General features: G+C 71.6%; 12 protein-coding genes. 4 read left to right on the forward strand and 8 right to left on the reverse strand.

What is annotated here, in order from left to right:
• Position 1 precedes the first annotated feature (1 nt).
• From NYF13_RS00095 to NYF13_RS00115, 5 genes are all read right to left on the reverse strand, one after another.
• Positions 2-805 carry an ABC transporter permease gene (locus NYF13_RS00095; protein ID WP_396287202.1) on the reverse strand — a complete coding sequence of 268 codons (804 nt, stop codon included), beginning with the start codon at positions 803-805 and terminating at the stop codon, positions 2-4.
• A 16-nt stretch (positions 806-821) separates the two neighbouring features.
• Positions 822-1703 carry an ABC transporter permease gene (locus NYF13_RS00100; protein WP_315653409.1) on the reverse strand — a complete coding sequence of 294 codons (882 nt, stop codon included), beginning with the start codon at positions 1701-1703 and terminating at the stop codon, positions 822-824.
• A gap of 102 nt (positions 1704-1805) precedes the next feature.
• Positions 1806-3014 carry an ABC transporter substrate-binding protein gene (locus NYF13_RS00105; RefSeq protein ID WP_315653410.1) on the reverse strand — a complete coding sequence of 403 codons (1209 nt, stop codon included), beginning with the start codon at positions 3012-3014 and terminating at the stop codon, positions 1806-1808.
• Positions 3015-3039: 25 nt separating this feature from the next.
• Entirely contained in the window at positions 3040-4119 is a 1080-nt protein-coding gene (locus NYF13_RS00110; protein WP_315653411.1) for an ABC transporter ATP-binding protein, read from the reverse strand.
• 37 nt (positions 4120-4156) lie between these two features.
• Positions 4157-5578, reverse strand: a complete 1422-nt coding sequence (locus tag NYF13_RS00115) for a gamma-aminobutyraldehyde dehydrogenase (protein WP_315653412.1) — start codon at positions 5576-5578, stop codon at positions 4157-4159.
• Between the two features lie 111 nt (positions 5579-5689).
• On the opposite strand from NYF13_RS00115, the gene NYF13_RS00120 reads away from it, so the two are divergent.
• Together NYF13_RS00120 and NYF13_RS00125 are read left to right on the forward strand one after the other, a co-directional pair.
• Positions 5690-6433 carry an FCD domain-containing protein gene (locus NYF13_RS00120; protein WP_315653413.1) on the forward strand — a complete coding sequence of 248 codons (744 nt, stop codon included), beginning with the start codon at positions 5690-5692 and terminating at the stop codon, positions 6431-6433.
• A 32-nt stretch (positions 6434-6465) separates the two neighbouring features.
• Positions 6466-7203 (forward strand): cache domain-containing protein, encoded by a 738-nt coding sequence (locus NYF13_RS00125; RefSeq protein ID WP_315653414.1) that lies wholly within the window; start codon positions 6466-6468, stop codon positions 7201-7203.
• Here the strand turns inward: NYF13_RS00125 and NYF13_RS00130 are convergent.
• Complete coding sequence (locus NYF13_RS00130) at positions 7193-8632, reverse strand: PucR family transcriptional regulator (protein WP_315653415.1); 1440 nt, start codon at positions 8630-8632, stop codon at positions 7193-7195. The two genes, NYF13_RS00125 and NYF13_RS00130, sit on opposite strands and share 11 nt — an antisense overlap.
• A gap of 138 nt (positions 8633-8770) precedes the next feature.
• On the opposite strand from NYF13_RS00130, the gene gabT reads away from it, so the two are divergent.
• Both gabT and NYF13_RS00140 read left to right on the forward strand, forming a co-directional pair.
• Positions 8771-10123 carry a 4-aminobutyrate--2-oxoglutarate transaminase gene (gene gabT / locus NYF13_RS00135; RefSeq protein ID WP_315653416.1) on the forward strand — a complete coding sequence of 451 codons (1353 nt, stop codon included), beginning with the start codon at positions 8771-8773 and terminating at the stop codon, positions 10121-10123.
• Positions 10120-11547, forward strand: a complete 1428-nt coding sequence (locus NYF13_RS00140; protein ID WP_315653417.1) for an aldehyde dehydrogenase family protein — start codon at positions 10120-10122, stop codon at positions 11545-11547. The genes gabT and NYF13_RS00140 overlap by 4 nt, the downstream gene beginning before the upstream one ends.
• Positions 11548-11583: 36 nt before the next feature.
• On the opposite strand, the gene NYF13_RS00145 is transcribed toward NYF13_RS00140, so the two are convergent.
• Positions 11584-12342, reverse strand: a complete 759-nt coding sequence (locus NYF13_RS00145) for a helical backbone metal receptor (protein ID WP_315653418.1) — start codon at positions 12340-12342, stop codon at positions 11584-11586.
• Positions 12339-13745 carry an RNB domain-containing ribonuclease gene (locus NYF13_RS00150; protein ID WP_315657107.1) on the reverse strand — a complete coding sequence of 469 codons (1407 nt, stop codon included), beginning with the start codon at positions 13743-13745 and terminating at the stop codon, positions 12339-12341. Before NYF13_RS00150 ends, NYF13_RS00145 begins: the two co-directional genes overlap by 4 nt.
• Between the last annotated feature and the right edge of the window lie 21 nt (positions 13746-13766).

Genomic DNA, 13766 nt, shown 5'->3' on the forward strand with positions numbered 1-13766 from the left:
CTCAGATCCGCCCGCCGCTGGAGCTGTCCCCGCCGGACAGGCGCTGGGCGAAGTACACCGGCACGGTCGAAACCACGATCAGCACCGCCGCCACCACGTTCACCACCGGGGCCTGGTTCGGCCGGAACAGGTTGTCGTAGATCCAGATCGGCAGCGTCTCCAGGCCGGTGCCGAGGGTGAACGTGGTCACGATGATCTCGTCGAACGACAGGGCGAACGCCAGCAGGCCGCCGGCCAGCAGGGCCGAGCGCAGCATCGGAAAGGTGACCAGGCGGAACGTGGTGAGGCCGTCGGCGCCGAGGTCCATCGACGCCTCTTCGAGGTTGCCGCCCGTCCGGCGCAGGCGCGCGACGACGTTGTTGAACACCACCACGATGCAGAACGTCGAGTGCGCGATGATCGCCGTGAGCAGGCCGAGGTCGATGCCCAGGATGGTGCGGAAGGCGTTGTTCAGCGCGATGCCGGTGACGATGCCGGGCAGCGCGATGGGCAGCACGACCAGCAGCGAAATCGAGTCACGGCCGAAGAACCGGTAGCGCTGCAGGGCGAACGCGGCCATCGTGCCGAGCACCAGCGCGATCGCGGTGGCCGCGAGTCCGGCCTCGACGCTGGTCCACAGCGCGCGCAGGGTCCCCTCGTTCGTCACCGCGCGGCCCCACCACTCCAGGGTGAAGCTCTGGGGCGGCCAGCCGAACGTGGTGTCCGAGTTCACCGAGTTCAGCAGCACCACCAGCAGCGGGAAGTAGATCACCGCGAACCCGGCCCCGAGCGCCGTCCACAGCAGCGCCCTGGCGGTCTTCGACATCCGCACGGGGAGCCTCCTAGAGATTGTCGAGCGCGCCGGTGCGGCGCACGACGGCCAAGTACACGAGCATGATCACCACGGGCACGGTCGCCACGGTCGCGGCGAACGGCAGGTTGTTGGCCGCGCCGATGTTGTCGTAGACCACGTTGCCGAGCATCTGCGAGGTGCCGCCGACGATCTTCACCGCGATGTAGTCGCCCAGCGAGAGGGAGAAGGTGAAGATCGAACCCGCGACGATCGCCGGGAAGGTCAGCGGCAGGATCACCGAGCGGAACGTGCGGAAGGACTTCGCGCCGAGGTCGCCGGCGGCGTCCACCAGCGAGTCCGGCAGCCGCTCGAACCCGGCGTAGATCGGCAGGATCATGTACGGCAGCCACAGGTAGGACAGCGTGATCACAGTGGCCGCGACGCCGTAGCCGGGCCCGGAGAGGCCGAGCGGGCCGAGCAGCCAGTTCAGCGCGCCGTTGCCCGACAGCAGGGTCCGCCAGGCGTAGGCCTTCACCAGGTAGCTGGCCCACAGCGGGGTCATCACCGCGATCACCAGCAGCCGCTGCGCGCGCGGGGAAGCGAGCTTGGCCATGGCGAAGGCCATCGGGAACGCGATCACCGCGTCCACCACCGTCACCAGCGCCGCGATCCCCACCGTGCGCAGCGTGATCGTGCGGTAGACCGAATCGCTGAACAGAGTGACGAAGTTGTCGAACGACCAGCTCGTGACCACCTGTCCGGTGAACACGTCGGTCGACCAGAAGGCCGTGACGAACAGCGCGGCCAGCGCGCCGAGGTAGGCCAGGCCGAGCCACAGCAGCGGGGCGGAGAGCAGCAGGGCCAGGCGCAGCCGGGGTTTGCGGAAGAAGTAGGCCGAAGCTCGGCGGCTCGGCGGGCTCACGGCGGTCATGTCGGGCACCTTCGGGGCACGCTAGCGGGGAAGGGGGTCCGGGGACGGCGGGCGAGGGGGAGGGTGCCCGCCGCCCCCGGGGTACGGGGGGACCGGCGGGGCTCAGCCCTTGATCTCGGTCCAGGCCCGGGTCCAGTCGCCGTAGTCCTTGCACTTGACGTCCGTGCGGCCGTCGAGGCACTGCGGAATCGGCGTGGTCCAGTACTGGATCTTGGCGGCGTACGCGGCGTCGTTCGCGTGGTAGGTGTCGCACAGGGACTGGTCGGAGAACTCGGCGCAGGCCTTGCTGTTCGCCGGCGCCTCACCGAAGTACTCGGCGACCTGGGCGTTCACCTTCGGGCTGATCACGTAGTCCATCCACTTGTAGGCGCAGGTCTTGTGCTGCGACTTCGCGGCCACCATCCAGGTGTCCGACCAGCCCGTGGCCCCCTCGCTCGGCACCGTCGACTGCAGCGGCGCCCCCTGGCTCTTGGCCAGGTTGACCGTGACCTGCCAGGCGGTGCCGATCACCCCGTCGCCGCTCTTGAGCGACTGGGTCTCCTTGAGGTAGTCCGCCCAGTACTCCTCGACCTGCGGGCGCTGCTTCTTGAGCAGGTCCACCGCGGCGGCGAACTGCTTGTCGTCCAGCGCGTAGGGGTTCTTGATACCCAGGTCCGGCTGGTGCGCCATCAGGTAGACCGCCGCGTCGGCGATGTAGATCGGGGAGTCGTAGGCGATGATCTTGCCCTTGTACGGCGAGTTCGGGTCGAACATGGCCGACCACGAGGTCGGCGCCGGGTTCACCTTGTCGCCGCGCCAGGTCAGCACGTTCGCGCCCCAGCCGTGCGGGATGCCGTAGGCGACGTTGTTGACGCTGTTCCACGACTTGTTCTTCAGGAACGGGTAGACGTCGCCGTAGTTCGGCACCAGCGCGGTGTTCACCGGCTCCACGTCACCCGAAGCGACCAGCCGCAGCGAGGCGTCGCCGGAAGCCGACACCACGTCGTACTGCCCGGTCTTCATCAGCGTCACGGCCTCGTCGGAGGTGCCGAACGGCTTGACGTTGACCTTGCAGCCGGTCTCCTGCTCGAACGGCGTGACCCAGTTGACCTTCGGGTCGTTCGAGCCGTTTTCCGCGTAACCCGGCCACGCCAGCACGTTCAGCTGGCCCTCCGGCTGGCCCAGCTCGGTGAGCGCGGCCAGCTTCGGCGGGGTGAAGCCCTGCGCGCCCGGCGCCGAACCCGAAGAGGAGCTGGTCCCGGCCGTGCCGCAGGCCGCGAGCAGGAGGCTCACGCCGCACCAGGCCACGAGCAGCGTCTTCCTGTGCTTCATGTCGAGAGAAACCTTCCCGTGAGGACTAACCGGCTTCGGGGACCCGGAAACTGTGTTCGCGGCGCCAGCTCAGGCGCACCCGGCCATCGGTGAACTCGGCCGGGACACTGGTGTTCTGGCGGACCACGGACAACTGGCCCCCCGCGTCGAGCGCGACAGCGTAGCGCACAGTGGATCCGGCGTACACGACATCCGTGACCATTCCGGTCGCGCTCGTTTCACCGGATTCCGCTGGTACAGCGAGGTTTCCGTCGATGGTGATCTTCTCCGGCCGGATGCTGTAAACACCCGGATGGCCGATCACCGCCTCCGCCCCGCGACCGCTGAGCAGGTTGGAAGTGCCGACGAAACCGGCCACGAACGCGCTCGCCGGCCTCTCGTACACCTCCACGGGGGTGCCGACCTGTTCGATCCGCCCCGCGTTGAACACCGCGATCCGGTCGCTCATGGTCAGGGCCTCGTCCTGGTCGTGCGTCACGAAGACGAACGTGATGCCGACCTCGCGCTGGATCTGTTTCAGCTCCACCTGCATCGCTTGCCGCAGTTTGAGATCCAACGCGCCCAGGGGCTCATCCAGCAATAACACTTTCGGGCGATTTACCAGAGCGCGGGCGAGAGCGACCCGCTGCCGCTGACCGCCGGACAGCTGCGCGGGCTTCCGTGGGCCGTACTCCTCCAGCCGTACCGTGCGGAGCGCTTCTTCCGCGCGACGGCGGCGCTCGCCCCGGCCGACGCCCTTCACCCGCAGGCCGTATTCGACGTTCTGCCGCACGGACATGTGCGGGAACAGCGCGTAGTCCTGGAAGACCGTGTTCACGTCGCGGTCGAACGGCGCGAGCCGGCTGACGTCGCGACCGGCCAGCTCGATGGCGCCCGCGGTGGGCAGTTCGAAGCCGGCGATCAGCCGGAGCACGGTCGTCTTGCCGGAGCCGGACGGGCCGAGCATCGAGAAGAACTCACCGGGCGGGATGTCGAGGTCGACGCCGTCGACCGCGCGCACCTGGTCGAAGTGCTTCTGCAGCCCGGTGAGCCGGATCGCCGGAACCTGGCCGGGGCGGCGCGGCGCGTCGGTGCGCGGGGACGTCGAGGGGGCTTGGTGGGGCATGGCGGGCCTTTCGGCGTGGTTCCGGTTTTCTTCTCGGTTACAGCGCGCTCATCACGTGTTTGACCCGGGTGTAGTCCTCGAGGCCGTAGAGCGAGAGGTCCTTGCCGTAGCCGGACTTCTTGAACCCGCCGTGCGGCATCTCGGCGACCAGCGGGATGTGGGTGTTGATCCACACGCAGCCGAAGTCGAGCCGGGCGGAGACCCGCATGGCCCGCTGGTGGTCCTTGGTCCACACCGAGGAGGCCAGCCCGTAGGGCACGCCGTTCGCGGCCTTCACCGCGTCGGCCTCGTCGCCGAACCGCTGCACGGTGATGACCGGGCCGAACACCTCGTTCTGGGTGATCTCGTCGTCCTGGGTCACGCCGGAGACCACGGTGGCCTCGTAGAAGTAGCCCTCGCCGCCGGACCGTCGACCTCCACAGTGGACGGTCGCGTGCTCGGGCAGGCGGTCCACGAAGCCGGTCACCCGTTCCAGTTGCGCGGCGTTGTTCAGCGGTCCGTACGCCACCGTTTCGTCGTCCGGGAGTCCGGTCCTGGTCGCCTCGGCCTGGCGGGTGAGCGCGGCGACGAAGGTGTCGTGCACGTCGTCGGAGACCAGCACGCGGGTGGCCGCGGTGCAGTCCTGGCCGCCGTTGAAGTACCCGGCCATCGCGATCGTCTCGGCCGCGAGGTCGAGATCGGCGTCCTCGAAGACGATCACCGGGGCCTTGCCGCCGAGTTCGAGGTGCACGCGCTTGACGTCGCGCGCCGCGGCGGCGGCCACCTCGACGCCCGCGCGGACAGAGCCGGTGATCGACACCATCGCCGGGATGTCGTGCTCCACCAGCGCGCGGCCGGTGTCGCGGTCGCCGCAGACCACGTTGAGCACGCCCGGCGGCAGGAACTCGCCGCAGATCTCGGCGAGCAGCAGCGTCGACGCGGGGGTGGTGTCCGAAGGCTTGAGCACGATCGTGTTGCCGGCGGCCAGCGCGGGCGCGATCTTCCAGACGGCCATCAGCAGCGGGTAGTTCCACGGCGTCACCTGGGCGCAGACGCCGATCGGCTCGCGGCGGACGAAGGAGGTGTGGCCCTCCAGGTACTCCCCGGCCGCGCGGCCCTCCAGCACCCGGGCCGCGCCGGCGAAGAACCGCAGCTGGTCGACGATCATCGGCAGCTCCTCCGCCATGGTCAGCGCCACCGGCTTCCCGGTGTTCGCGGACTCGACGCGGACGATCTCCTCGCCCCGTGCCTCGACGGCGTCGGCGATCTTCAGCAGCGCGAGCTGGCGCTGGGCCGGCGTGGTCTCCCGCCAGCTCTCGAACGCCTCCGCCGCGATCTTCAGCGCGCGGTCGACGTCCTCGGCCCCGGCCACCGGAGCGGTGCAGTACGGGCGCCCGGTCACCGGATCGGTGAGCTCGGCGGTCCGGCCGGACCGCGAGTCGACGGACTTCCCGCCGACGTAGTGCTTCAATTCCAGCACGCGTACGCCTCCTGACTCTCCGTGGCAGGCTGAAACATATAACTCCATATTTCACATCACAAGACTCTGGGGCAGGATTGACTCGATCGCACGAGCGAGACAGGTGGACTGATGCGCAAGGAGATCCCGAACAACGCGCGCCTGGCCCTGTTCGCGCCGCTCGACCAGCTCGGCCGGGCCGAGGCGGTGGCGGCGCGGCTGCTGGACGCCATCACCCTCGGTCTGCTCGACGACGCCGAGCAGCTGCCGAGCGAGGTCGAGCTGGCCGCGCGGTTCGGCGTCTCCACGGTCACGGTGCGCGAAGCGCTCGCGGTCCTGCGCCACCAGGGCCTGGTCGAGACGCGCCGCGGCCGGGGCGGCGGCAGCTTCGTGCGCACGCCCGCGTGGCCGGCGCCGAACTCGTGGGCCGAGCGCCTGCGCCTGGTCTCGCTGGCCGACCTGCGCGACTTCGGCGACCACTACCTCGCCGTCGCCGGCGCCGCGGCCAAGCTCGCCGCCGAACGCAGCTCCCCCGAGGACCTCGAACGGCTGCGGCTGGCCGGTGAGGACCTGCTCGACGCCACCGGCCCCGCCGCGACCCGCGCCGAGCGGCACTTCCACCTGGAGGTGGCGGCAGCCGCGCAGTCCCCGCGGCTGACCAACCAGGAAGTCCACTTGCAGGGGGAGCGCGGGGGCCTGCTCTGGGTGCCCCTCGGCGGCGAAGAGGGTTCCCGGCGGGCCTACGCTGAGCACCGCGCGATCATCACGGCGATCGCCGCGGCGGACGGCGGACTGGCCCGCCGGCTCACCGAGGAGCACATCCTGGGCGAGCTCGACCGGCTCGCCGATCTGCACCTGAGCCTCGAAACGCCGTGAGCTCCGATGACCCCGCATCCGAGGTGAGCATGGTGAACGACACCCGAACGCTGACCGGCGATGAAGTCGTGGCCCAGGTTTCCGCGCTGGTGGAAGGGATCTTCGAGCGGCTGAAGCCGGTGCTGGCCGCCGCCGAGTCCCTGCTCGCCGAGCCGGACGGCTCGACCTCGGCGGCCCTGCACCGCATCCGTCCCCCGGTGCTCGAGGCGCTGGGGGGACTGGTCGTCGGCGCCGGCTTCGTCAGCGCGCCCCACGTGTTGTCCGACCAGGAGTTCGGCTTCGAGTGGTGGACCGGCTCCGCCGTCGCGGGCGAACCGCCGGAGCAGTTGTTCATCAGCCTCGACCCGGGCAGCGAAAACTTCCTCGACTACACGCGCCAGTCCTGGTTCACGGTGCCGCGCGACAGCGGCCGGAGGCACATCAACGGCCCGTACGTGGATTACCTGTGCACGGACGAGTACACGCTCACCTTCACCATGCCGGTCGATCGAGACGGCTTCGCGGGCGTCGTCGGCGCAGACGTGTACGTGCGCGAGTTCGAGGGCGCGGTGCGAAAGCGGCTTCGGTCGTTGGGGCGCGAAGCAGCCCTGCTGAACGCGCAGGGCCGGGTGATCGTGTCCAACAGCGTCCGGCAGGCGACGGGTTCACTGGTGCGGGCGGTCGACGTGCCGGCTTGGTGGGCCTCGGGCGCCGAGCCGTACACCACCGGAGGCGGGCTGACCCTGCGTCGTTGCGGGGATTCGCCGATCGCGTTGCTGGTCACGGCCTGACCTGCAACGCCAGCCAGAGTTCGGCCCGCACCCCAGGAGAGTCGAGGTCCCGGCCGAGCACCGCACCGGCCTTGGTCATCCGGTTGCGCAACGTGTGCCGGTGCACGCCCAGCTTGGCCGCGGCCAGGTCCCAGTGGCCGTGATGGTCGAGCCAGCACCGCAGCGAGGTCTCCAGCTCGCCACGGCCAGTGGCGTCGAAGGTGCGCAACGGGGCCAGTAGCTGGGCCGAAAACGCTTGCGCCGCTTCGGGTTCCAGCAGGCTGAGCAACCCTCGCCCGGCGTGATCGGCGTAGCGGACGAGGGGCACGTCAGTGGCGCGGGCAGCGGCGGCCGCCTCGCCGGCCTGACGCAGGGCGGTGGCGAAATCCGCCGCCTCGGCCACGCCCGCGTGGATTCCGCCGACGCCGCGAGCGGCGGTGCCCACCCGGTCCGCATCATCGGTCACGGCGATCAGCAGGTGCTCGCGATGGGCGAAGAACACCGGTCCGGCCCACGGTTCGAGCCGGTCGTAGAGCGTGGCGCGCTGAGCCTTCGGGCCGGACAGGGCGAGCACCGTCCACGGGCGCGGCGGGACCTCCTGCACGGTGCTCAGCACGTCCAGGGCCAGGTCCTCCTGCCCGGCGGCCAGCAGTTCGAGCAGACCGGTGCGCAACCGCGACAGGGCGGCGTGCTGCGCGCGATCCTGTTCCAGGGCAAGGGAAAGCAGAGAGACGGCGGTGTTGACGATGTGCCGCCCCGGCGCGTCGAGCGGCTCCCTTCGCCCGACGGCCAGCGTGCCACGCGTGTGCAGCGTCTGGAGCACGACCTCGTCTTCGCCGAGTGGCACCACGCGGGTGCCCGCGCGAAGTCCGGCCACGTCGAGGATTTCGCCGTACGCACGCGCGGCCGTGGGGGCGGCTTCGCTCACCCGGCCCGCGGAGTCGAACAGCACCACCCAGGCGTCGACGAGCCGCGCCAGCCTTCGCACCACTCCCCCGGCTCCGGCCCGGCCGACGGCCGTGCGCGTCAGCTCCTGCTGTGCCTTCCCGACGCGGACAGTGGCGGCGTACTCGTCGGCGGCCACCGCGCGCGAAACCGCCCGGGTGATCGCGATGAACGGCGTCTCGCGCGGCACTTCGAGCACCGGCAGACCGACCGAGGCCGCTGTGGCCACCAAGGCTTCGGGCACGCGCGCGTGGCTCAGCCCCACCCCGAAGCCGAGGCCCGCGACGCCGGCCTCGACCAGACGTCGGATGTAGGCGGGTGAAGTCGCTTCGTCCAGCGCGAGGCCGGTGGTCAGCAGCAGCTCACCGCCCTCCAGGAACGCCTGCGGGTCGGTCAGCTCCGTGGGGTGCACCCAGCCGATCGGCCGGTCCACCGCTTCCGCCCCGGCGACCACTCGCAGGCCCAGCGACCGTTGGTTCGCCAGCGCGCTCAAGTTCAGTGCCATAATGGCCAACTTTACCGGCTCGGTTGGACACTATGGCCACCTGACTTCGCTCGCGTCCGGCGGCACGCTGGTGAGCGACCCAGCCCGTCGTGGGTGTTCGACCCGAATCACCCACGAGCCCGTTTTCAGGAGCGGCCCGTGACCACGACCTCAGCCGAGCCCCAGGCCCCGGCCCCCCAGCAGCGCCGGCTGCGCACCGAGATCCCCGGCCCCGCCTCGCGCGCGCTGCAGGAGCGCCGGGCGAAGGTCGTCGCGGCCGGTGTCGCGTCCACGCTGCCCGTGTACATCACCTCCGCGAGCGGCGGGCTGCTCACCGACGCCGACGGCAACGTGCTGATCGACTTCGGCTCCGGCATCGCCGTGACCAACGTCGGCCACTCCGCGCCCGCGGTCGTCGGCCACGTCCGCGAGCAGGCCGAGCGGTTCACCCACACCTGCTTCATGGTCACGCCGTACGAGGGTTACGTCGCGGTCTGCGAGGCACTGGCCGAGCTGACCCCGGGTGACCACGCGAAGAAGTCGGTGCTGTTCAACTCCGGGGCCGAGGCCGTGGAGAACGCGGTGAAGATCGCCCGCGCCGCGACCGGCCGCCAGGCCGTGGTCGGGTTCGACCACGCCTACCACGGCCGGACCAACCTGACCATGGCGCTGACCGCGAAGTCGGTGCCCTACAAGCACGGCTTCGGCCCGTTCGCGCCTGAGGTGTACCGGGTGCCCGGCTCGTACCCGTTCCGCGACGGGCTCGACGGCGCCGAGGCCGCGCGGGTCGCGATCGACCGGATCGAGAAGCAGATCGGCGGCGACCAGGTGGCCGCCGTGGTGATCGAGCCGATCCAGGGCGAAGGCGGGTTCATCGAGCCCGCGCGCGGTTTCCTGCCCGCCCTTTCCGCCTGGTGCACGGCGAACGGCGTGGTCTTCGTCGCCGACGAGGTGCAGACCGGCTTCGGCCGCACCGGCGAGTGGTTCGCCTGCACCGACGAGAACGTGGTCCCCGACCTGATCGCCACGGCCAAGGGCATCGCCGGCGGCCTGCCGCTCGCCGCCGTGACCGGGCGCGCGGAACTGCTCGACGCCGTCGGCCCGGGCGGGCTCGGCGGTACCTACGGCGGCAACCCGATCGCCTGCGCCGCGGCCCTCGGCTCGATCGCGACCATGCGCGAAGCCGACCTGGCCGCCTCCGCCCGCCGGATCCAGGACCGGGTGCTGCCCCGGCTGCGCGCGCTGGCCGAAGAGACCGGCGTGCTCGGCGACGTGCGCGGGCGCGGCGCGATGCTGGCGGCCGAGTTCGTCGAACCGGGCACCACCGAGCCGGACGCGGACCTGACCAAGCGCGTCGCCGCGGCCTGCCACTCCCTCGGGGTGGTGGTGCTGACCTGCGGCACCTACGGCAACGTCGTCCGGCTGCTGCCGCCCCTCTCCCTGTCCGACGAGCTGCTCGACGAGGGCCTTTCCGTCCTGGAGCACGCGATCCGCACGGAGATCGCCCGATGAGCGTCCCCTACTGGGTGGCCGGCCGTCCGGTGACCAGCGGCACCACCGCCGTCGTCCGCCACCCGCACGACGGCGGTGAGGCCGGTTCGCACCACGTGCCGTCCACTTCGGACGTCGAAGCGGCCGTGCGGGCGGCGGCCGACGTCGCCGACGAGTTCGCCACCCTGCCCGCGCACGTCCGCGCGGGCGCGCTCGACCACGTGTCCCGAGCCCTGGGCGAGCGGTCTGAGGAGATCGCGCAGCTGATCACCGCCGAGTCGGGCAAGCCGCTGAAGTGGGCGCGCGGCGAGGTCGGCCGCGCGGTCTCGACCTTCCGCTGGGCGGCCGAAGAGGCCCGCCGGTTCTCCGGCGAGCTGCAACGCCTCGACACCGACCCGGGCGGCACGGGCCGGCTCGCGCTGGTCCGGCGGGTGCCCCGCGGGCCGGTGCTGGGCATCACGCCGTTCAACTTCCCGCTGAACCTGGTGGCGCACAAGGTCGCGCCGGCGATCGCGGTCGGCGCGCCGATCGTGCTCAAGCCCGCCCCGGCGACCCCGCTGACCGCGTTGCTGCTCGGCGAGATCCTGGCCGAGACGGCGCTGCCCGCGGGGAGCTGGTCGATCCTGCCCCTCGGCAACGAGGAGACGGCCGAGCTGGTCGAAGACCCGCGGCTGCCGGTGGTGTCGTTCACCGGCTCGGTGCCGGTCGGCTGGCGCATCCGCGAGAGCGTGCCGCGCAAGCACGTGGCGCTGGAGCTGGGGGGCAACGGGGCGGTGCTGGTCTGTCCGGATTGGACGGACCTGGACTTCGCGGCCCGGCGGATCGCCACCTTCGGCATGTACCAAGCCGGGCAGTCGTGCATCTCGGTGCAGCGGGTGTACGTCCACACCGACGTCTACGACGCGGTGCGCGACAAGGTGCTCGAGCAGGTCGCGGCGCTGCGGACGGGCGACCCGCGCGAGGACGGCGTGGACGTCGGCCCGCTGATCGACGAGGCCGCCGCCGTGCGCGTCGAATCGTGGGTCTCGGACGCGGTGGCCGCGGGCGCCACCCTGCTGACCGGCGGTGGCCGTTCCGGCGCCGCGGTGGAGCCGACCGTGCTGGCGGACGTGCCCGAGGACGCGTCGGTGATGGCCGAAGAGGTGTTCGGCCCGGTGGTCTCGCTGATCCGGGTGTCCTCCGTGGACGAGGGCGTGGAGCGGATCAACGCCTCGCGCTTCGGCCTGCAGGCCGGGGTGTTCACCCGTGACCTGCCGACCGCCTTCGACGTGTCCGCCCGGCTGAAGGTCGGCGGCGTGCTGGTCGGCGACGTGCCGAGCTTCCGCGCCGACCAGATGCCCTACGGCGGGGTGAAGGATTCGGGCGTCGGCCGTGAAGGCCCGGCCGCCGCGATGGCCGACCTGACCGAGGAGCGGGTCACCGTGCTCACCGGACTGACGCTGTAGGCGCCGGGGATGCGCGCGGGCCCGGCCCGCGCGCATTCACCAGGCTTCGGTCAGCGCCGCGTGCGCCTCGACCAGCGACGGGCCGTACCAGGTGAGGTACCGGCCCGAAACCAGCCGCGGCCGGGCGGCCGGGAAGAACCCCGGACCGTCCTCGGCGGTGAACTCGTACGGTTCGTCCGGCAGCACGACCAGGTCGGTGGCGCGGGCCTGGAGCTCTTCGAGCGGGGGCCGGGGGTAGCGCTCGTCCGCGTCCGCGTAGGCGTTCTCCACCCCGACCCGGCGCAGCAGGTCGCCGGCGAAGGTGTCGCGGCCCAGCACGATCCACGGTTTCCGCCACACCGGCACCACGGCCCGGTGCCGCACCGGCGGGACCTCCCGCCACAGCCGTTCGGCTTCCACCAGCCACTCCGGCTCGGCGATGCCGTAGGCCTGGGTGAAGATCCGCCGCAACGAGCCGAGCGCGGCCGGCACCGAGGCCGCAGCCTCCATCACCCACACCGGGATCCCGTTGGCGCGCAGTCGTTCCACGTCCTCGGGCCGGTTCTCCTCGGAGTTCGCCAGCACCAGGTCCGGCGCCAGCTCCAGCACCCGGTCGAGCTTCGGGTACTTCGAGCCGCCGACGCGCGGCACCGCCAGCGCGGGCGGGTGCGTGCAGTAGTCGGTGGCCCCGGCCAACCGGCCCGGCGCGCTGACCGCCACGGCCTCGGTCAGCGAAGGCACCAGCGAGACCACGCGCGACGGCGAGCCGTTCAGCAGCACCGGCTCACCCAGGTCGTCGACCAGCTCACCGCTCATACGCGTTCGAACAACACCTTCCGCTGTTCGGCGTCGACGGCGGTCAGCCGCACGCCGATCCGCTCGCCCTCCGGGAAACCCGCGCCCGAGCACTTCGCCAGCACCGGCGGGTCCTCGACCAGGATCTCCGCCTTCGTCTCCTCCGCGCGCAGCACCACGGCCGTGAACTCGCCGCCGACGCGCTCGGCCAGCACCCAGGCCTCCACCTGGTCGATGCAGGCCCGCTCGACGCGAGCGGCGAGGACGTCCGAAGTGGACATCTGGCCCGGCACCGTCGTGAGCGCTTCCCGCACCCACGCGGGAACTTCACGCCCCGCCGTCACGGCCAGGCAGACCTCGGTGGCGAAACGGTCGACGAGCCTTCGAATCGGGGCGGTGACGTGCGCGTACGCGCCGCCGATGCCCGCGTGCGTGACGAGATCCGGCAGCTCGCCGTCGAAAGACGTGTACCCCGCGCCGCGCAGCAACCGCGTCGTGTCGGTGTACAGGGCCATCGACGACGGCAATCCGGGATCCAGCGCGGACAGGAATTCCGACACGGTCCGGTCCTCGGGCCAGTCCACGCCCAGCGCGTGCGCCGAGCGGCGCAGCCACCCCACCGCCTCCGGCTCCGGCGTCGGCAGCGTGCGCAGGACGCCGACCCGCGCGTCCAGCATGATCTGCGCGGCGGCCATGCCGGTGAGCAGCGAGATCTCGGCGTTCCAGGCGTCGACGTCGTTGCGCGGACGGCGGGCGAGCGCCCAGCCACCGCCGGCGTTGCCGCTGATCTCCTGCTCGGGCAGTTGCAGTTCGACCGCGCCACGGCGCACGGCCAGCTCGCGCCGGACCCGGCCCAGCTCCGGCAGCGCGGCCACAGACGGGTGCGGCCGCCCGGCGTCGAGCGCGGACTGCACCGCCTCGTAGTCGAACTGCTCGGTGGAGCGGACCAGCGCGCGGCGGACGCGGGTGGCCGTCGGCTCGCCGCCCTCGTCCACCTCGATCGTCCACAGCACGGCCGGGCGGACCTCGCCGGGCAGCAGGCTGGCGGCCCCCTCGGAGAGCACCGGCGGGTGGAGCGGGACGTTGCCGTCGGGCAGGTACAGGGTCTGGCCGCGGCGGCGGGCCTCGTGGTCGAGCGCGCCGCCGGGCGGGATGAACGCGGCCAGGTCCGCGATGGCGTAGTGCACGCGGAAACCGCCGCGGGTGCGCTCGACCAGCACCGCCTGGTCGAGGTCCTTGGCCCCGGGCGGGTCGATGGTGACCAGCGGCAGGCCGGTCGCGTCCTCACGGCCACCGGCCGATGCGAGCGGGTCGAGCACCGACTGCTCGGCCTCGGCCAGCACCTCGGGACCGAAGGACCGCGGCAGCGCGAACTCGGACCGGAGCGGGCCGAAGTCCCCTCCCGTCCCGGGCGTCCTGATCACGAGTGGCGGCACCACACCACA

The sequence above is a fragment of the Amycolatopsis sp. PS_44_ISF1 genome, assembly GCF_032335455.1.
Lineage (GTDB): Bacteria > Actinomycetota > Actinomycetes > Mycobacteriales > Pseudonocardiaceae > Amycolatopsis.